Origin of the sequence: Brevundimonas sp. SL130 (assembly GCF_026625805.1) — a bacterium.
GTDB lineage: Bacteria > Pseudomonadota > Alphaproteobacteria > Caulobacterales > Caulobacteraceae > Brevundimonas.
Map to the genome: position 1 here is coordinate 1,155,051 of NZ_CP113064.1, position 19,029 is coordinate 1,174,079.

Sequence of the window (19,029 nt, forward strand, 5' to 3'; positions counted from 1 at the left end):
TGCCCTTCGCCTCTGCGTCATCGAGGTCCGTGGCGCGGAGAGGAGTGTAACCCGGCGGGCGGGCCTGTCGGGTTGAAGGGTGAAAACGCGCCGCAAACCCGCAGCCCAGCGTGAATCGCAGCGCGCGCAAATAAATCCGAGTGTGGCCGTCTTCAGACCAGGGCCTGCTGACGGTGGGCGGTCAGACGCACGCGGCCGTCGGTTCCGACGCCCTCGATCCGCAGCGTGCGGTGGCACAGACGCGTTGGGGCAGGGCGGTGGCTGACGATGATCAGGCCCTGGCCGGAGGCCTTCAGGCGACGGTCGAGCGCGGTCAGGACCTGGGCTTCGGTCGCGGGGTCCAGGCCCTCGGTCGGTTCGTCCAGCACCAGCCAGGGCGCGGAGCGCAGATAGGCGCGGGCCAGGCCGAGGCGACGGCGTTCGCCGCCGGACAGGCGTTCGCCATTGGGGCCGACGCGGGCGTCCAGACCGAGCGGGTCGGCGCGGACGCGATCGGCCAGGGCTGCGTCTTCGAGCGCGGCCCATAGGGTTTCATCGTCCGCAGGACCGGCCAGCAGCAGGTTTTCGCGGATCGTGCCGTCGATCAGGCGGATGTCCTGGGCCGCGTAGGCGAACAGGGACAGTCGGTCGTGGGGGGCGATGTCGGCGATGTCGAGCCGGCCCAGCCAGGCCTCATTCGTGACGGCGTCGCGCAGACCGACCAGGCGTTCGATCAAGGTGGTCTTGCCCGCGCCGGACGGACCGATCAGGCCCAGGCGCAGCGGCGGCGCCATGCGGTCGCCGTCTGCGGACAGGGTCAAGCTTGCGGTGGTCGGAGCGGACCCCTGCCGCGCCGACGGGGGCGAAGCCAGGGCGTCGAGGCGGGCCGTGGCCTCCACGGCGGCGCCGTTCTGCAACAGGGCGCCGACCAGACCGGCGGCGGATTCGATGCCCATGACGGCGGCCAGGGCGGCGAGGGCCGTCATCGGCAAGGGCGCGCCCAGGGTGGCGGGAATGACGGCGGCGACGGCGAGGCCCGTGACCGCCGCCTGCCAGGCGGCCATCCAGCCGCCGGCCTGGGTCAGGGCGATCTGGGCGCGGTCGAGAGCGGCGGCGGCGTGGGCCGCCTCGCCGGCCGCCCAGCGATCCAGGCCATAGGCCTTCAGCTCCGGGGAGACGGCCTCGAGCGCGGACAGCCGATCCTTGAGCGCGCCCGTGGCGATCTGAACCTGGCGACCGGCAGGGGCGGCCAGGCGACGGGCGAGCAGGACCGATCCCGCCGCGCCGAGACCCATGGCGAGCAGCAGCATCAGACCGGCGAGGGGGCCGGCCATGCCCGCGAGCAGGGCGGACGAGGCGACGCCCGCGCCCATGGCCCAGGGCGCCGAGAGCCGGACGAACAGGGTCTGGACCGCGTCCACATCCTGGACCAGTCGGGCCGAGGCCTCGCCGGACGACAGGGACAGGGCCTGGGCGGGGGGCGCCGAGGCGAGGGCGTCGAACAGTTGCGGTCGCAGCCGCGCCAGGGCCTTCAGCGCCGCCTCATGGCCGGCGACGCGTTCAATGTAGCGGGCGCCGGTGCGCAGGACGGCCAGCAGACGGATGGTCGCGCTGGGCATCATATAGTTGAAGGCCTGGACGGCGACGGATCCGGCGACCCCCGCGATGGCGGCGCCGGTGATGAACCAGCCTGACAGGCCCAGCAGACAGGCGGCCGCGACCGCGACAGTCGCGCCCCCCGCGGCGGCAAGGCGCAGGCGGCTCCGTTGAGCCTGACGTTGCGCGGCGATCAGGGCGCCGACGCGCGAGGGAAGGGGACGGGTCATCACAGGCGCACCACGCGGTCGGCCATGGCCGCGACGGCGGCGGAATGGGTGGCGATCAAGGTCGTGCGGCCTCGCGTCGCCTGACGGATCAGGTCCAGCATGGCTTCTTCCGAAGCGGGGTCCAGATTGGCCGTCGGTTCGTCCAGCAGCAGGATGGGCGCGCGCTTCAGAATGGCGCGGGCCAGGCCCAGACGCCGCCGCTCGCCGCCCGACAGGCCGCCGCCGCGTTCATCGATGGGGCGGTCCAGGTCGCCGAACAGGCCGGCCTCTCCGGCGGCGACCAGGATACGGCCAGGGCAGGCGGAGGGATCGGCCAGACGGATATTGTCGCCCAGACTGCCGGGCACGACGACGGGGTTCTGGCTGGCCCAGGCGATCTGGCCGGCGAAGCCGCCCGCCTCGCTGAGCCGCGCGCCGCCGACCTCGACCTCGCCGGTGGTCAGGGGCGACAGGCCCAGTAACAGGTGCAGCAGGCTGGACTTGCCCGAACCGCTGGCGCCGACCAGGGCGACGATCTGGCCGGGGCGGACCTCCAGGTCGAAATCGGCGATCATGGGGGCGGCGCCCCCATAAGCAATGGAGACCTTGGCGAAGCGGATCGCCGGGGCGTCTTCGGGCAGGATATGGCGGTCCCGCGCCGGGGCCTCGGGCGTGATCAGGGCGGGGACGGCGGATTCGGCGGCCTGGCGGTCATGATAGGCGGCGGCGAGGCGACGCAGGGGCTGATAGACCTCGGGCGCCAGGGCCAGGACGAAGAAGGCGCGGCTCAGATCCAACTGCTCCGGCGCGGGGAAGGGGAGCAGTTTCAGCAGGTTGAAGCCGCAATAGACGGCGATCAGGGCGACCGACAGGGCTGAGAAGAACTCCAGCACCCCGGACGACAGGAAGGCGATCCGCATGACGCGGTTGGTGCGGCGCTCCAGCTCGTCGGAGGCGCGGGCGATTTCGGCGGTGGTGCGGGCCCGGGCGTCGAAGGCCAGAATAGCGGGGAGGGCGCGCACCCGGTCCACGAACAGGCCCGACAGCCGTTCCAGCGCCTGGAACTGGCGGCGGCTCTCGCCCGCTGCGGCGGTTCCCGCCAGGATCATGCCGAAGATGAAGGGCATCAGGGTGAACAGAAGTATGCCGGCCGAAAGCGGGCTGGCCACGGCGGCGACGGCGATGATCAGCAGGGGGGACAGGCCGGCCGCCATCTTCAGCGGGGTGAAACGGGACATGTAGCCGTCCAGCGCGCCGACGCCTTCGACCACGGCGGTCAGGCGATCATCGGAACGGGCGCCGCGGCCGAACAGGTCGGCCAGCAGCCGGTCGCGCACGCTGGTCTTGACCGAGCGACCGAGGCGCGCCCCGACCACGACTGCGGCCTGGCCCACCAGACCGCGCGCGATCAGGCTGGCGACCGCCAGCAGCAGCCAGGGCAGGGCGGCGAAGGGCGAAACGCCGAAGGTCGCCACGGTCATGGCCAGGCCGCCCGCGAAGCCGACGGCCGGAACCACGTCCGCCACGGCCAGAAGACCGGCCAGGGCCGTCAGCCGGCGCCAGGGCGCCGCGGCCTGTTTCAGCCAGACCGCAGGGGAGGAGGCCGTGATGAGCGCCGATGTCATTCCAAACTCCAGCCTCAGGTCGGACGCCATGGCCATTGGACAAACCGTCGTTGGGCGAAATGTCCAAGGACGATCAGTCCACTACGACTGACCGGGCAACAGGGCTTTGATCGAAATCAAGGCGACCGTCCCGCCTTGGTTCTAGGGCGGGAGAAACGTCGGTCGTCGTGGCCGGCCACAAGGAGCCTTGAGCCATGATCGACCTCGCGGTCGTCGACCTATCCAGGCTGCAGTTCGCACTGACAGCCCTCTATCACTTCCTGATCGTGCCCCTGACCCTGGGGATGTCGTTCATGCTGGTTATCATGGAGTCGATCTATGTGATCACCCGACGGCCGATCTGGAGGACCATCACCCGTTTCTGGGGCGTCTGCTTCGGCATCAACTTCGCCCTGGGCGTCGCGACCGGCATCACCATGGAGTTCCAGTTCGGCATGAACTGGAGCTATTTCTCCCACTATGTGGGCGACATCTTTGGGGCGCCGCTGGCGATTGAAGGCCTGATGGCCTTCTTCCTGGAGGCGACCTTCATCGGGCTGATGTTCTTCGGCTGGGAGAAGCTGAAGCCGTCGGCCCACCTGTTCGTCACCTTCATGGTCGCCCTGGGCACCAATCTGTCGGCGGTCTGGATTCTGGTCGCCAACGGCTGGATGCAGAACCCGGTCGGCGCCGCCTTCAATCCGGACTCGATGCGGATGGAGGTCACCGACTTCATGGCCGTGATCTTCAATCCGGTGGCCCAGGCCAAGTTCGTCCACACCGTCAGCGCCGGCTATGTCCTGGCCTCGGTCTTCGTGCTTGGGATCTCGGCCTTCTATCTGCTGAAGGGCAAGCACGTCGGCTTCGCCAAGCGCTCGATGACCGTGGCCTCGGCCTTCGGCCTGGCGGCCTCGCTGTCCGTCGTCGTCCTGGGCGACCAGTCCGGCTATGCCCTGACCGATAACCAGAAGATGAAGCTCGCCGCGCTGGAGGCCATGTGGCACACCGAGCCTGCGCCGGCCGGCCTGACCCTGATCGGCATCCCCAGCATGAAGGACCGCGAGACCCACTACGGCGTCCATGTGCCGTGGGTCATGGGCCTGATCGCAACCCGCTCCATCGACAAGCCGGTGGCGGGCATCTTCGAACTGGTCGCCACCGCCGAGACGCGGATCGAATCCGGGGTCATCGCCTATGACGCCCTGGAGAAGGTCAAGGCCAATCCGGCCGATCCCGTCGCCCGCGGCGTGTTCGAAATCCATCGCCGCGACCTGGGCTATGGCCTGCTGCTGAAGCGCCACGTCGCCGATCCGCGCATGGCCTCGCCCGAGCTGATCCGCCAGGCGGCGTGGGAGACGGTGCCGAACGTGCCGCTGCTGTTCTGGACGTTCCGGACCATGGCCGGCATCGGGATGTACCTGATCGCCATGTTCGCCACCGCCTTCGTGCTGTGCACGATGCGCAAGCATGACACCAAGTGGTTCCTGCGCCTGGCCCTGTTCTCCATGCCCCTGCCGTGGATCGCGATCGAGTCCGGCTGGATCCTGGCCGAGATGGGCCGTCAGCCCTGGGCGGTCGAAGGCGTGCTGCCGACCTTCCTCGGCGCCTCGTCCCTGAGCGTGCCTCAGCTGTGGGCCACCATCATCGGCTTCACCGCCCTGTACGGCGCCTTGGCCGTGGTCATGGTCAAGGTGATGCTCCTCGCCATCAAGAAGGGTCCGTTCCACGAGCAGGAGCAGTTCGCCGAACCCACACCCGAAGCCCCCGGTGCGCGCCCCGTCGCGCCCGCCGTGGCCTGACCCAGAGAGATTTTAGGACATCCGACAATGGATCTTCCAATCGACTTCGCAACCCTTCGCCTGATCTGGTGGGCCCTTCTGGGGGTTCTGCTGATCGGCTTCGCCCTGACCGACGGTTTCGACCTGGGGGTCGGCGCCCTGCTGCCCTTCGTCGCCAAGACGGATGAGGAGCGCCGGATGGTGATCAACACCGTCGGCGCGACCTGGGAAGGCAACCAGGTGTGGTTCATCCTGGGCGGCGGCGCGATCTTCGCCGCCTGGCCCTTCGTCTACGCCGTCAGCTTCTCGGGCTTCTACCTGGCCATGTTCCTGGTCCTGTCGGCCCTGATCCTGCGGCCGGTGTCGTTCAAGTACCGCTCCAAGCGCACGTCGCCCAAGTGGCGGTCGTTCTGGGACTGGTGCCTGTTCATCGGCGGCTTCGTGCCGGCCCTGGTGTTCGGCGTCGCCGTCGGCAACGTCCTGCTGGGCGCCCCCTTCCGCCTGGATAGCGACCTGCGGTCCTTCTACGAAGGTCATTTGCTGGGCCTGTTCACCCCCTTCAGCCTGATCGCCGGCCTGTTGTCGGTGGCCATGCTGGTGCTGCACGGCGCGGCCTGGTTGTCGGTCAAGGCCGAGCAGGGGCCGGTGCTGGAGCGGGCGCGTCTGTACGGCACGATCGCCGGCGTCCTGGCCCTGGTCCTGTTCGCGGCGGGCGGTCTGTATATGGCCTTCGGCGGCGTCGGCTACCGGATCACGGGCGACCTGGACATCCAGGGCTTCTCCAACCCGCTGCGCACCACGGTTGCAGCCGCGCCCGGCGCCTGGCTGGACAACTACGGCCGCTATCCGTGGATGATGATCGCCCCGACATTGGGCTTCGTCGGCGCGGTGGTCGGGTTGTCGGGGATGTGGCTGCGGTCCGCGCCGCTGGCTTTCGGCGGATCGTCAATCTCGACCGTCGGCATCATCTCGACCGTCGGCCTGTCGATGTTCCCCTTCATCCTGCCCAGCTCGATCGATCCGCAGTCGAGCCTGACCCTGTGGAACGCCTCGTCCAGCCACCTGACCCTGTTCATCATGCTGATCTGCACGCTGATCTTCCTGCCGCTGATCCTGATCTACACCAGCTGGGTCTATTCCGTGCTGTGGGGCCGCACCTCGACCGCCGCCCTCAAGACCAACCCCGACCTCTACTGAGCTCAAGGAGCATCAAGTCATGTGGTATTTTGCCTGGATACTGGGCCTGGGTCTGGCGGTGGCCTTCGGCGTGCTGAACGGCGTTTGGCACGAGTTTCATCTGTTCGACGAGGGCGACCAAGGCCTGTCGGTCGATGCGGCGAAAGAGGGCGATGTCCCTCTCTAGCTCCACCGGCGCGCTAACGACGCGCGCGCTGATCGCCCGCTACGACGCCCACGCGCCGCGCTACACCTCCTATCCGACGGCGGCGCAGTTCACGCCCGCCGTCGGGGCCGCCGACTGGGGGGCGTGGCTGTCGGCCGCGCCCCTCGACCGCGCGGTGTCGCTGTATCTGCACATCCCCTTCTGCAAGCGGCTGTGCTGGTACTGCGGCTGCAACACCCGGGCGATGAACCGGGTCTCGGCCATGAGCAGCTATGTCGATCTGCTGCTGAAAGAGGCCGACCTCGTGCTGTCGCGGATCGGTCGGCCGGTGCGGGTCGGCTCGATCCACCTGGGCGGCGGCACGCCCAATATGCTGCCCCCCGAAGAACTGGAGCGGCTGTTCGCCGGTCTGGCCGCGCGGTTCGACCTGGGCGACTGTTTCGAGATCGCGGCCGAACTGGACCCTGAAGTCCTGACCCAGGACTGGGTCGAGGCGGCTGGCCGCGTCGGCCTGAGCCGCGCTAGCCTGGGCGTGCAGGACCTGTCGCCCAAGGTTCAGGCGGCGGTGAACCGGCCCGAGTCCTTCGAGACCATCCGCTGGGCCGCCGAGGCGCTGCGGGCGCAGGGCGTGACCTCGTTGAACCTGGATCTGATGTACGGACTGCCGCTTCAGGCGGTCGAGAATGTGATCACCACCGTGGCCCAGGTCGCAACGCTGCGGCCCGACCGGATCGCCCTGTTCGGCTATGCCCATGTGCCGTGGATGAAGCCGCACCAGAAGCTGATCAACGAGGCCGACCTGCCGGGGCCCGAGGCGCGCTTCGCTCAGAGCCAGGCGGCGGCGCGGTATCTGGTGCAGAAGGGCTGGCAGGCGGTGGGCCTGGATCATTTCGCCCTGCCGCACGACTCGATGGCCGCGGCCGCGCGGGCCGGTCGGCTGCGTCGCAACTTCCAGGGCTATACGACCGACGAGGCCCCGGTGCTGATCGGCCTGGGGGCGTCGTCGATCAGCCGTACGCCGCAGGGCTTTGTTCAAAACCTGACGCAGGAGCGCGAATGGCGCGCCGCCGTCGAGGCCGGCGACCTGCCGGTCGCGCGGGGCGTGGCGCTGGACCCGCGCGACGCCTTCGTGGGCGAGATCATCGAACGGCTGATGTGCGACTTCGCCGTCGATGTCGCCGCGATCGCCGGACGACACGGGCGAGCCCTGAGCGAAGTCGGCCAGGCCTGGCCCCGGCTGCTGCCGTTCCAGCTGGACGGATTGGCCGAGGTCAGCGGCTCGGTGGTGACGGTGACGGACCTGGGCCGGCCGTTCGTGCGGGCGGTCTGCGCCGCCTTCGACCCGGGCGCCGTCGATCTCGAGAAGCGGCACGCCCGCGTGGTCTGATTGGACAGATTGTCCGACCCCTGCATCGGTTTGCGCTGGATCAAGGCCGGACCTGTGCAGGGGGCGCATCTCCCCCTTCAAGACGCTCGGAACGGGTCGCATGAGGCGACAGCGGGCGTCGGGGATGAGCAAGATGAAACTGAAAACCCTGATCCTCTCCGCCGTCGCCGCCGCGGCTTTCGCGGCCCCGGCTATGGCGCAAACCGCCGTCTGGGAAATGCCCAAGAAGGGCGACTGGATCATCACCGGCCGTGTGACCGACGTCTTCTCCGACGCCGACAACGCCATCACCACCGCCGCCGGCGTCGATTCCGGCCTGAAGGTTGATGTGGGCGACAGCGTCATGCCGACCCTGGGCTTTACCTATTTCCTGACCGACCATTTTGCGGTCGAGGCGATCCTGGGCACGACCAAGCATGAGATCCGCGCCCAAGGCGGAACGACAGACGTCGCCGTGCACGAAACCTGGGTCGTGCCGCCGATCGTGACCCTGCAATATCGCCCGCTGACCGAAGGCCGGTTCAGCCCCTATGTCGGGGCTGGGATCAACTACATGCTGTTCTACAGCGGCGAGGACAAGAACGGCTTCACCGTCGATCTGGACGACGGCTTCGGCTACGCCCTGCAGGCGGGCGCCGACGTCGGCATCCAGGGGCCGTGGAGCCTGAATCTGGACGTCAAGAAGGTCTGGTTCAACACCGACGCCGACGTCAACAACGGCGCGCTGAAGAGCGATGTGGATCTGGACCCGTGGGTCGTTTCCGTCGGGGTGGGGCGTAAGTTCTAAAAATCACATCGGAAATGCGTTCGAAATGGAAGCCCCGCCGGTTCGCCGGCGGGGCTTTCGCTCGTGTGCGGACGCGCTCGACAAATGGGACGACGCGTCCTAGCGAGAGGCGAGCCGATTGTTGCGGCGCACTCTGGGGATTTTCGCATGCCTTCTGGTTTGATCGCCCTGCTCGACGATGTGGCGGGCATCGCCAAGATGGCGGCGGCGTCGATCGACGATGTCGGGATGGCGGCCGGCAAGGCCTCGACCAAGGCCGCAGGCGTGGTGGTGGACGATGCGGCGGTGACGCCGCGCTATGTCACCGGCCTGTCGCCCAGCCGGGAATTGCCGATCATCGGCAAGATCGCCCTGGGGTCGTTCCGCAACAAACTGATCTTCATCCTGCCGGCGGCGCTGCTGCTGAGCGCCTTCGCCCCCTGGGCCATCACGCCGATCCTGATGTGCGGCGGGGCCTATCTGTGTTTCGAGGGCGCCGAGAAGCTGATGGAGGCCTTCGGGCACGCCGGCCATGAAGAAGAGGCCGCCGCCGAGGGCGATCCTGCGTCGCTGGAAAAGGCGACGGTGGCCGGGGCGGTGCGGACCGACCTGATCCTGTCGGCCGAGATCATGGCCATCGCCCTGGCGGATGTCTCGACCCAGCCGATCGTGACCCAGGCGGCGATCCTGGCCGTGGTCGGCGTCGCCATGACGGTCGCCGTCTATGGCGTGGTGGGCCTGATCGTGAAGATGGACGATATCGGCCTGCACCTGGCCGAGCGGCCCAATGGCGCGGTGCGCGCCCTGGGGCGTGGCCTGGTCAAGGGCATGCCCGTGGTGATGGACGCCCTGTCGGTCATCGGAACAGCGGCCATGTTGTGGGTCGGCGGCGGCATACTGGTGCACGGAACCCATACGCTGGGGCTGCACTGGCCGGCTGAGCCGCTGGAGCATCTGGCCCATGCGGTCGGGGCCGCGACCGGACCGCTGCACAGCCTGGTCAGCTGGGCTGTGACGGCTCTTGGCTCGGCCGTCATCGGCGTGATCGTGGGCGGGGTGATCGCCCTGCTGGTTCATCAACTGGGGCGGCTGCGGTCCACGCCCGCCCACTAACGCCGCGAGCGCAGCGGCTGTCACGCCCTTGCCATCGCCGGCCCGTACAGCGCCTGCCTGAATATCGGAGTATGCCCATGTCCCTGTCGCGCCTCACGGTCGCCGCCCTGGCCGCCCTTTCGCTGAGCGGCGTCGCCTTGCCGGCGATGGCCCAGCAGACCGCCGTTCCGCAGACGTCGCGCGCGGCCCTGACGCCGCCCAAGCTGATCGTGACCATCGTGGTGGACCAGTTCAGCGCCAATCTGTTCGACCAGTACCGCGGTCGCTACACCGGCGGCCTGCGGCGGATGGCGGACCAGGGACTGGTGTCGATCAACGGCTATCAGACCCATGGCCTGACCGAGACCTGCCCCGGCCATTCGACGGTTTTGACCGGTCAGCATCCGACCGAGACCGGCATTCCGGCCAATGACTGGATCGACGCCAAGACCGGCAAGGAGGTCTATTGCCTGGCCGCCCCGGCCAACCATCTGGCCCACGGACGCGACGATACTGACAACGGCCCGGTCGGACCCGAACAACTGCGCGCCACGACCCTGGGCGACTGGCTGAAGGCCGTCAGCCCGCAGAGCAAGGTCGTCGCCGTGTCGGGCAAGGATCGGGGGGCCATCAATCTGGCGGGCCACCAGGGCCAGGCCTTCTGGTTCACCGAGGGTTTCGGCCTGACCACCTATGTCGAGCCGGGCGAGACGGCGCAGGCCAAGCTGGCGCCGGTCGCGGACTTCAATCGCGCCTTCCGCCTGGGCATGAGCTTGGCGCCGGTCGCCTGGGACTACACGGACGACCAATGCCGGGCCCTGGCCGGGGACTGGACCATTCGCGGCCAGACCTTCCATTCGACCCTGCCGCCCGCGGGTTTGAAGTTCGACACCTCGCCCCTGCTGGACGAACAGACGCTGAAGGCCGCCGAATATCTGCTGGACAGCCAGAAGCTGGGGCAGGGGGCGGCGACCGACATGCTGGGCGTCAGCCTGTCGGCCACGGACCGGATCGGCCACATGTACGGCACCCAGGGGCCGGAGATGTGCGAACAGATGCTGCGTCTGGACGCGGCCCTGGGCGAGTTCCTGGACCGGTTGGCCCAGGTTCCGGGCGGCGCCCTGGTGGTGCTGACGGCCGACCACGGCGGGTCGGACTTCGTCGAGCGGCTGCACGACCACGGCTATCCCCACGCGCGCCGCGCCGACATGGCGGCGATCCAGGGCGTGAACGATGCGTTGAAGGCCCGGTTCAGCCTGACGGCCGATCCGTTGCAGGCCGGCGGCAGCGGCCTGATGGTCGCCGACGCCCAGCACCGGTCCTTGCCCGATCCGCTGCGGACCCAGGTGGCCGAGGCGGCGGTGGAGCTGTTGCGCGTCCTGCCGGACGTGGCCTTTGCCGAGACCCGCGACCGTCTGCTGGCCGAGCCCCTGCCGGACAGCCGCCAGCCGGAGATGATGAGCCTGCGCGAGCGGATGCGTCTGTCCACCGTGGCGGAACGTTCGCCGGACATCCAGTTCGCCTTCGCCCAGAACGTCACGGCGGGCGGCCGGGTGGGTTCGACCCTGGCCGGGCATGGCACGCCGTGGGAGTATGATCGCCGCGTGCCGATCCTGTTCTGGTGGCCGGGCGCGACCGGTGAAGAGCGGTTTTTGCCCATCCGCACCGTCGATATCGCCCCGACCCTGGCCCATGTCATCGGGGTGGCGACGCCCAAGGTGGAAGGGCGCTGTATCGACCTGAACGGGTTCGCTGTGGCTGATTGTCCGGCGACGGAGATGACACCGGCGCGATAAACTCCTGTTTCGCACTCGTAAACTCATGTTTCCCAACGGGGGCGTGGCCTTACGTTGGGGACGTTTCATCGGCAGAAGGGGGCAAATCGTCCTAGCTGTCCCTTGTCCAGGGGCGGGGCGACCCAGAAACGAACAGGAAGCGTCCCCATGAACAGAGCCCGCCGCGCCCGCATCGTCGCGACCCTGGGGCCTGCAAGCCGCGCCCCCGGCACGGTCAAGGCCCTGGCCGAGGCTGGGGTGGACGTCTTCCGCCTGAACTTCAGCCACGGCACGCACGAAGATCACGCCGCCGCCCTGAAGGCTGTGCGCGGCGCCGAGTTGGCCTTGCAGCGTCCGCTGGGCGTGCTGGCCGACCTGCAAGGGCCCAAGCTGCGGCTGGGGCGGTTCAAGGACGTCGAGATCGCCGTCAAGCCGGGTCACAAGATGCGGTTCGACCTGGACCCGACGCCCGGCGACGAAACCCGGGTGCAGATGCCGCACCCCGAAATCTTCAAGGCCCTGCGCACCGGCATGCTGTTGCTGCTGGACGACGGCCGGGTGCGGCTGCGGGTCAACGACCGGACCGACGACTGGGCCGATGTGACGGTCGAGAGCGGCACGAAACTGTCGGACCGCAAGGGTGTGGCTGTGCCAGAGGCCGTCATCCCCGTGTCGGCCCTGACCCCTAAGGACCGCGAGGACCTGGCCTTCGCCCTGCGCCAGGGCGTGGACTGGGTCGCGCTCAGCTTCGTGCAGAAGCCGGAGGACATGGCCGAGCTGAAGCGGATCGTGAATGGTCAGGCGGCGTGCCTGGCCAAGATCGAGAAGCCGGCGGCCCTGGCCGATCTGGAGGCCATCCTCGACTATTGCGACGGGGTCATGGTGGCGCGCGGCGACCTGGGCGTCGAGCTGGACCCCGAGGACGTGCCGGTGGCGCAGAAGCAGATCGTGCGCGCGGCCCGTAATCGCGGCGTGCCGGTGATCGTGGCGACCCAGATGCTGGAGTCGATGACCAGCGCGCCTTCGCCGACCCGCGCCGAGGCCACCGACGTGGCCAATGCGGTCTATGAGGGGGCGGACGCCCTGATGCTGTCGGCCGAGACGGCGTCGGGCGACTATCCGCTGGAATCCGTCGCGATCATGAGCCGGATCATTGAACGGGTCGAACGCGACCCGATGTGGCCCAAGCTGATGGGCGCCGAACACGCCGGCATGGACGAGCAGGACGTCGACGCCCTGGTCGGGGCGGCGGCCATGGCGGCCAACGCGCCGTCGACCGGCTGTCTGGTGGTCTACACCACCTTGGGCGGCACCGCCCGACGCATGGCGCGCGAGCGGCCGTTGAAGCCGATCCTGGTGTTGACGCCCAATCCGAACACGGCGCGCCGACTGGCCCTGGTCTGGGGTCTGGAGCCGCGTCTGGGCGACCAGCCCTCGTCGCTGGAGGACGTCACCGACGACGCCGTCAACGGGGCGGTCAAATATGGTCTGGCCGAGCCGGGGCAGCGGATCCTGATCCTGGCCGGCACGCCGTTCGGGGCGCCCGGCGCCGCCAATCTGCTGCGTCTGGCCCATGCCCCGGCGGCCAAGGGCGGTGCGCGGAAGAAGGGCTGAAGCCGCCCCTAGGTCAAGACTCTGGCTTAGCCGGACGATCCGGCTACTGTATGCGGATGAATCGGCGATCCGCATGATCAAATATATCGGCTCCAAACGCGCCCTGCTGGGGCATGTGACCGGCGCCGTGGCGGGGGTGCTGCCGCAGGGCGGGCGGGTCTGCGACCTGTTTTCGGGCACGGCGCGGGTCGGTCATGCGCTGAAGAAACAGGGGTTTCAGGTCTGGTCGAACGACCACAACGCCTATGCCCACACCCTGGCCACCGCCTATGTCCAGGCGGATCGCGAGCGCTGGGTCGAGCGGGCCGAGGCGGTGCTGGCCGAACTGCGGACGGTTGCGCCGCAGGCGGGGTGGTTCACCCAGGCCTTCGGCCACGACGCCCGCTATTTCCACCCGGACAATGGCGCGCGGATCGACGCCATGCGCGACCGGATCGAGGCCTTGGGCTTGGAGCCCGAGCTGAAGGCGATCGCCTTGGTCAGTCTGATGGAGGCGGCTGACCGGGTCGATTCCACGGCCGGGGTGCAGATGGCCTATATGAAACAGTGGGCCCCGCGCGCGCTGAAGCCGCTGGAGCTGCGCCTGCCCGACCTGCTGCCGTCGGTCGGCGCGCCGTGCCGCGCGACCCAGGGCGACGCCGTCGAAATGGCCGAACAGGTCGAGGCGGACCTGGTCTATCTGGACCCGCCCTATAACCAGCATTCCTATCTGGCCAACTACCACTGCTGGGAAAGCCTGGTGCTGTGGGACCGGCCCGAGACCTATGGGATCGCCAACAAGCGAGTGGATGTGAAGACCCGCAAGAGCGCCTTCAACAGCCGGCCCGGCATCGGCCCGGCCCTGCGCTCGGTGGTCGAGCGGATCAAGGCGCCGAACCTGATCGTCAGCTTCAACGACGAAGGCTATCTGAGCCGGGCGGATCTGGTCGAGATGCTGTCGGCGCGGGGCCATGTCCAGGTGCTGGAAATCGCCCACCCCCGTTATGTCGGCGCCCGGATCGGCATCCATAATCCCAAGGGGGTGAAGGTGGGGCAGGTGGGGCGGTTGCGGAACGTCGAACATCTGTTCGTGGTCACAGACAAGCCCGTCGAACTGCCGGTCGCGGCCTGACACCGGGGTCATGATCGTATCGGGAACCTGACTCGGCGGGCGCCGTTGATTCATCATGCAACCGCCCGTCACGCACACCGGAATTCCCGCTCGCGAAGAGGATTATCGCGCGCGGCAGGCCGCCGAGCCCAAGTCTTGGGTGACGGATCAGCCGGTCGAGGCATGGAGCTCCGACGCTCGAGCTTGGCCTGGCCAGGGCGCGCATCTGTACACCCACAATGCCGAGCGGTTCGCCCGCGCTGAAGCGGCGCCGGCGGAGACGACCGAAGCCGACGTCGAGCCGGCGGTGAGCCCGCCGCCGCACTGGATGATCATGATCGCCGTCGCCGCCGTCGCCGCCCTGATGGGCGCGCTGCTCGGCGGGTTCTTGCATATCTGAGGCGAGGCCTCAGGCCTCTTCCAGCAGAGCCCTGATCGGCGCCCAGCTGCGGCGGTGGGCGGGGCAGGGGCCCAGGGCCTTGAGGCCCGCCGTATGGGCCGGGGCGTTGTAGCCCTTGTGCCCGGCGAAGCCGTAGCCGGGATACTGGGCGTCCAGGTCGATCATCAGCCGATCCCGCGCCGTCTTGGCCAGGATCGAGGCCGCCGCGATGGATAGCGACAGGCCGTCGCCGCCGACCACGGTCTGGATTTCGCAAGGCAGTTTGAACCGATAGTTGCCGTCGACCAGGGCCGCGACCGGCTGAACCTTCAAGGCCTCGACGGCGCGGCGCATGGCCAGGCCCGTGGCGTGCAGGATGTTCAGTTCATCGATCTCCTCCACCGACGCAAACCCGACGCCCCAGGCGACGGCGCGGGCCTTGATCTCGGGCTCAAGAGCGGCGCGGCGCTTTTCGGTCAGGGCCTTGGAATCGTCGATGCCCGGCGGCAGGTCGTCGGGGTTCAGGATCACCGCCGCCGCCGACACCGGCCCCGCCCACGGACCCCGCCCCGCCTCGTCCACGCCGCAGACGGGGCCGTTGACGCGCTGGATCAGCACGGCCTCGAGCGCGAGGGTGGGGAAGGCTTTCGGAGTCGCAGGGGCTTTAGCCATGGCCCGCCATCGCACGAAGCGGGGTGTGACGGAAGCGGGGGTGGGGGGCGTTCGCCATGACGGCGCTTTCACGGCCGTGATTGGGACATTGCAAACGTCGCAAAGCGGACGTCGGGTGTGTCTGAGAGGGGTGGGGAGCGGACATTTAGGCGTCAAACTGGATGAACGGCTCGACTATCGTCAGGTGCTTGTACTCGGTCATTCATGCCGTAGTCGCGCATAACGCCCGCGATACGCAGTCGGTAGTCACGAAATACCTCTGCACGCCCCTTGACCTGAGTTTCGCGGTGACGAGGACGCTCTCGCCACGCCGCTACAGCCGTGTCGTCCCGAAAGAAGGAAAGCGACAACAGTTTGTCGGGCTCAGTGAGGCTGCGAAAGCGCTCGATCGAGATGAACCCTTCGATGGTTTCGAGTTCATCGCGCAAGGCCGCAGCGAGGTCGAGATACTGTTGTGTCCGACCTTCGGCGGGCCAAACCTCGAAAATCACAGCGATCATCGAACAGCCAGTGGCGCGTGCGGCCCCGAGGCCAGACGCAGGAACAAGCGGTCTTCCTTTTGGATGAACTTCTCTCGCTTGGCGAAGTCGTAGTTTTCTCGCCCGAGAGGGTCATCGCGCAACCGCGCACGATAGGCTTCGTAAGCGGCAAGGCTCTCGATATTGTAGACGCCGTAGGCAGTCGTGGACGAGCCCTCGTGCGGACCGAAATATCCGACGAGATCGGCTCCGCAGCGCGGAATTGCCTGGCCCCAGTTGCGAGCGTAGGCGTCGAAGGCGTCCGCTTTGAACGGGTCGATTTCGTAACGAATAAAGCATGTGATCATGGCCTAGCGCCTCCATACGCGCCTCATGATCCTATCGCGGGACGCAGAGCCCATGCTTCGGTCTCGACCGAAGCATGCTCGTCTCAGGCGTGCTACTCAGAGTGCGCAATCTCTGCAGGGCGGTCACATACGGGGGAAAGCGGACGTCAAGCGTTCCCTTGGCTGGGGTCTGACTGGGAAGATTCTGAGCGCATCATCTTCAAGCCAAACCGGACCCCTCTGAGGGCGGCGCCGACGAGACCCAAGGGGATTAGAAACCGGACGAAGATTTCGATTTGCCAAAACCCCGCGCCCTGCGTGATGGCACGCCATAGGTAGTCCGACGCTCCCCAGACTGCGGCTGCTGCGAGCAGCCCCGACAGGATTACGACCATACCGCCGTTCAAGAGGGTTGCCGCTCTCTCTTCAGGACCATCGATCTGCGTCACGGGCCAGTCTCCTTGTCCTTGGTTTGCTACTCTATAGCACAAGCGAGCTGTGCGAGCCGTCCGCTAAGGGTCGACCCGTCAATCACCCAAGACCTGAATTCAGACCCTGGCGTCAGAGGCTCATCGCCCGGACCTCCCCATGTCGGAAGCAGGTCGTCTGGTGGTCGTTGACCATGCCCACGGCCTGCATGAAGGCATAGACGATGACCGGGCCGCAGAAGTTGAAGCCGCGCTTCTTCAGGGCCTTGGCCATGGCGACGGACTGTTCGGTCTGGGTCGGGGCCTGGCGGTAGTCGGCGAAGGGGGTGTGGATCGGCTCGCCGCCGACGAAGGACCAGAGCCATTCGGAGAAGTCTTCTCCGTCATCGCGCATTTCCAGCCAGATCTGGGCGCCGCGGATGGCGGCGTTGATCTTGGCGCGCGAGCGGATGATGCGGGCGTCGCCCAGCAGGCGCTGGATGTCGGCCTCGTCGTAGCGGGCGACGATCTCGGGGTCGAAACCGTCGAAGGCGTCGCGGATGCCTTCGCGTTTGCGCAGGATGGTGATCCAGGCGAGGCCGGCCTGAAAGCCGTCGAGGACCAGCTTCTCCCACAGGGCGCGGGGATCGCGTTCCGGCACGCCCCATTCGGTGTCGTGATAGGCGATGTAGAGCGGGTCGGTGGTCCCGCACCAGCCGCAGCGGCCCGAGGTGTGTGAGTCGGTCATGGCGGGATGTTGCCGGTTTGTTCGGCGTGAGGGAAGGGGCGCGACCCTCTCCCGCTTGCGGGAGAGGTGGCCCGGCGTCCGCGCAGCGGACCAGGGTCGGAGAGGGGAGTGTCGCTCAAAGGAAGACTTCCCCCATCGTCAGGCGTGTCGCTTCGCGCCACGACCTGCCACTTCCCCCGCAAACGGGGGAAGGTCTTGAGGCTCAGTCCCGCACCAATCCCCCGTCCACCACCAGGTTCTGGCCCGTCACCGCGCGGCTCCAGGGCGAGGCGAAGAACAGGGCGGCGTCGGCGAATTCTTCGGGCGTGGTGACGGATCGCAGCGGGGTCATGCCGGCGATGAAGTCGAAGACGGCTTCCGGCGTGGCGGCGCTGGCGTCGGTGGTGCGCAGCAGGCCGCCGGAGATCATGTTGACGGTGATCCCGTCGGGGCCCAGGTCGGCCGAGGCGGTGCGGGTCAGGGACAGGAGCGCGGCCTTGGCGGCGGTATAGTCGTGATAGGGCACGACCGGGTTCTGGAACAGGTTGGTGCCGATATTGATGATCCGCCCGAACTTGCCGGCGGCCATGCCCGGCGCCGTGGCCTGGATGGTGTTCAGGGCGCCGCGCACGACGGTCGAGAACTGGGCCGCCAGTTCGTCCCAGCCGATGTCGGTCATCTGCGACCGGGCGTCGCCGTTGAAGCTGTAATCCAGGGCGTTGTTGACGACGGTGGTGACGGGGGCGCCGAACCGGGCCTGGGCGGCGGCGATCAGGGCGTCGACGGCGGCGCGGTCGGTCACATCGGCCTGGAGGGCGATGGCGCGGTCGCCGATCTCGGCCGCCAGGGCGGTCGCGGCCTCGCCGCTGGCGCGCCAGTTGATGATCACGCGCGCCCCTTCACGCGCGAAAGCGCGGACGGCGGCGGCGCCGACGCCGCGCGCGCCGCCGGTGACGAGGACGATCTGGTCGGCGATCTTCATGGGAGACTCAGTCTGTTGAGGAGGGAAGGACGTCCTGACCCATCCATGAGGGTTTGCGCAAGCGCACGGGCCGGCCCTCGACGGTCAGGTCGCCGTCGATACGGTCGATGCGCACAAGCGCCATGGCCGAGCCGTCGCGGCCCGACAGCACCTCGCCCGCGCGCAGCTCGCCCTTCAGCACTTCGGCGCCGAAGGCGGGCGGGGGGCCGTCGAAGTCGAGCGGCATCATGCGGTTCTTGATCACGCTCCGGCGCTTCATGCGCGAGGTGGTCTCCTGGCCGACGAAACAGCCCTTGTGGAAGTCGATGCCGTTCAGCAGGTCGAAATCGGCCTCGATCGGATAGGTCTTGTCCTGGGGGGCGTCGGCGGTCGGATCGGGGACGCCGACCGACAGACGGTGGGCGTCATAGTCGGCCTCGGTCGCGTCGGCTGTAGCCGGGCCATAGAGGCGGCCGCCCATCAGGGCGGTGCGGGGGTCGGGAAGGAAGTCGGCGGGGGCGTCCGGCCAGGCGGCGAAGACGGGGCGGTCGTCGGCGGCGACCTGGACCTTGGCGCGGAGCTTGTACATCGACAGCCGCTGGATCAGGGCGTCGCGGCGGTCGGCGGCCACGTCCAGCAGGACGCCCTCGGCCTCGCCCAGGATGAACAGGTCGAACAGCAGGCGTCCAGGCGGCGACAACAGGGCGCCGAAGCGGAGGTCGCCGTCGCCCAGCGTCTCCACGTCCTGGGTCAGCAGATTGTGCAGGAAGGGCCTGGCCTCCTCGCCCATGACGGAGATGAGGGCGCGGGAGGAGAGGCGGGCGATGGGCATGGCGCCAAGATAGG

The 19,029-nt window shown here is 68.2% G+C and carries 19 protein-coding genes; 10 read left to right on the plus strand and 9 right to left on the minus strand.

The genetic code is table 11. The features are described from left to right. Window positions 1-152 precede the first annotated feature (152 nt). Window positions 153-1,805: an amino acid ABC transporter ATP-binding/permease protein gene (locus OU998_RS05740; protein WP_267515867.1), complete on the minus strand. Its 1,653-nt coding sequence runs from the start codon at window positions 1,803-1,805 to the stop codon at window positions 153-155. Further along, on the minus strand, window positions 1,805-3,409 hold the full coding sequence (gene cydD, locus OU998_RS05745; protein ID WP_324287979.1) for a thiol reductant ABC exporter subunit CydD: 1,605 nt from the start codon (window positions 3,407-3,409) through the stop codon (window positions 1,805-1,807). The genes OU998_RS05740 and cydD overlap by 1 nt, the downstream gene beginning before the upstream one ends. A gap of 197 nt (window positions 3,410-3,606) precedes the next feature. Between cydD and OU998_RS05750 the strand changes: the two genes are divergently transcribed. The 10 genes from OU998_RS05750 (at window position 3,607) to OU998_RS05795 (ending at window position 14,632) form a co-directional block, all read left to right on the plus strand. After that, window positions 3,607-5,187 (plus strand): cytochrome ubiquinol oxidase subunit I, encoded by a 1,581-nt coding sequence (locus OU998_RS05750; RefSeq protein WP_267516721.1) that lies wholly within the window; start codon window positions 3,607-3,609, stop codon window positions 5,185-5,187. Between the two features lie 27 nt (window positions 5,188-5,214). Beyond that, entirely contained in the window at window positions 5,215-6,363 is a 1,149-nt protein-coding gene (cydB, locus tag OU998_RS05755; protein ID WP_267515869.1) for a cytochrome d ubiquinol oxidase subunit II, read from the plus strand. 19 nt (window positions 6,364-6,382) lie between these two features. Next, a complete protein-coding gene (gene cydX, locus OU998_RS05760) occupies window positions 6,383-6,529 on the plus strand; it encodes a cytochrome bd-I oxidase subunit CydX (RefSeq protein ID WP_267515870.1) in 147 nt (48 codons plus the stop codon). Further along, complete coding sequence (gene hemN / locus OU998_RS05765; protein WP_267515871.1) at window positions 6,516-7,895, plus strand: oxygen-independent coproporphyrinogen III oxidase; 1,380 nt, start codon at window positions 6,516-6,518, stop codon at window positions 7,893-7,895. Before cydX ends, hemN begins: the two co-directional genes overlap by 14 nt. A 124-nt stretch (window positions 7,896-8,019) precedes the next feature. Beyond that, entirely contained in the window at window positions 8,020-8,682 is a 663-nt protein-coding gene (locus OU998_RS05770; protein ID WP_267515872.1) for an OmpW/AlkL family protein, read from the plus strand. Window positions 8,683-8,829: 147 nt separating this feature from the next. Further along, window positions 8,830-9,774 carry a DUF808 domain-containing protein gene (locus tag OU998_RS05775; protein WP_267515873.1) on the plus strand — a complete coding sequence of 315 codons (945 nt, stop codon included), beginning with the start codon at window positions 8,830-8,832 and terminating at the stop codon, window positions 9,772-9,774. Between the two features lie 77 nt (window positions 9,775-9,851). Beyond that, window positions 9,852-11,549, plus strand: a complete 1,698-nt coding sequence (locus OU998_RS05780) for an alkaline phosphatase family protein (RefSeq protein WP_324287980.1) — start codon at window positions 9,852-9,854, stop codon at window positions 11,547-11,549. 147 nt (window positions 11,550-11,696) lie between these two features. Beyond that, entirely contained in the window at window positions 11,697-13,142 is a 1,446-nt protein-coding gene (gene pyk / locus OU998_RS05785) for a pyruvate kinase (RefSeq protein ID WP_267515874.1), read from the plus strand. Window positions 13,143-13,215: 73 nt separating this feature from the next. Next, window positions 13,216-14,253, plus strand: a complete 1,038-nt coding sequence (locus OU998_RS05790; RefSeq protein ID WP_267515875.1) for a DNA adenine methylase — start codon at window positions 13,216-13,218, stop codon at window positions 14,251-14,253. Window positions 14,254-14,308: 55 nt separating this feature from the next. After that, window positions 14,309-14,632, plus strand: a complete 324-nt coding sequence (locus OU998_RS05795; protein WP_267515876.1) for a hypothetical protein — start codon at window positions 14,309-14,311, stop codon at window positions 14,630-14,632. A 9-nt stretch (window positions 14,633-14,641) separates the two neighbouring features. On the opposite strand, the gene OU998_RS05800 is transcribed toward OU998_RS05795, so the two are convergent. From OU998_RS05800 to OU998_RS05830, 7 genes are all read right to left on the minus strand, one after another. Beyond that, on the minus strand, window positions 14,642-15,283 hold the full coding sequence (locus OU998_RS05800) for a ribonuclease HII (RefSeq protein ID WP_267515877.1): 642 nt from the start codon (window positions 15,281-15,283) through the stop codon (window positions 14,642-14,644). Window positions 15,284-15,435: 152 nt separating this feature from the next. Further along, window positions 15,436-15,783, minus strand: coding sequence for an antibiotic biosynthesis monooxygenase family protein (locus tag OU998_RS05805; RefSeq protein ID WP_267515878.1), 348 nt, complete (start codon window positions 15,781-15,783; stop codon window positions 15,436-15,438). Then, window positions 15,780-16,109 (minus strand): NIPSNAP family protein, encoded by a 330-nt coding sequence (locus tag OU998_RS05810; protein WP_267515879.1) that lies wholly within the window; start codon window positions 16,107-16,109, stop codon window positions 15,780-15,782. Before OU998_RS05810 ends, OU998_RS05805 begins: the two co-directional genes overlap by 4 nt. A gap of 146 nt (window positions 16,110-16,255) precedes the next feature. Beyond that, window positions 16,256-16,537 carry a hypothetical protein gene (locus tag OU998_RS05815; RefSeq protein ID WP_267515880.1) on the minus strand — a complete coding sequence of 94 codons (282 nt, stop codon included), beginning with the start codon at window positions 16,535-16,537 and terminating at the stop codon, window positions 16,256-16,258. Window positions 16,538-16,649: 112 nt separating this feature from the next. Beyond that, on the minus strand, window positions 16,650-17,243 hold the full coding sequence (locus tag OU998_RS05820; RefSeq protein WP_267515881.1) for a DNA-3-methyladenine glycosylase I: 594 nt from the start codon (window positions 17,241-17,243) through the stop codon (window positions 16,650-16,652). Between the two features lie 202 nt (window positions 17,244-17,445). After that, complete coding sequence (locus OU998_RS05825) at window positions 17,446-18,204, minus strand: 3-oxoacyl-ACP reductase (RefSeq protein ID WP_267515882.1); 759 nt, start codon at window positions 18,202-18,204, stop codon at window positions 17,446-17,448. Between the two features lie 7 nt (window positions 18,205-18,211). Beyond that, complete coding sequence (locus OU998_RS05830; RefSeq protein WP_267515883.1) at window positions 18,212-19,015, minus strand: YgfZ/GcvT domain-containing protein; 804 nt, start codon at window positions 19,013-19,015, stop codon at window positions 18,212-18,214. Between the last annotated feature and the right edge of the window lie 14 nt (window positions 19,016-19,029).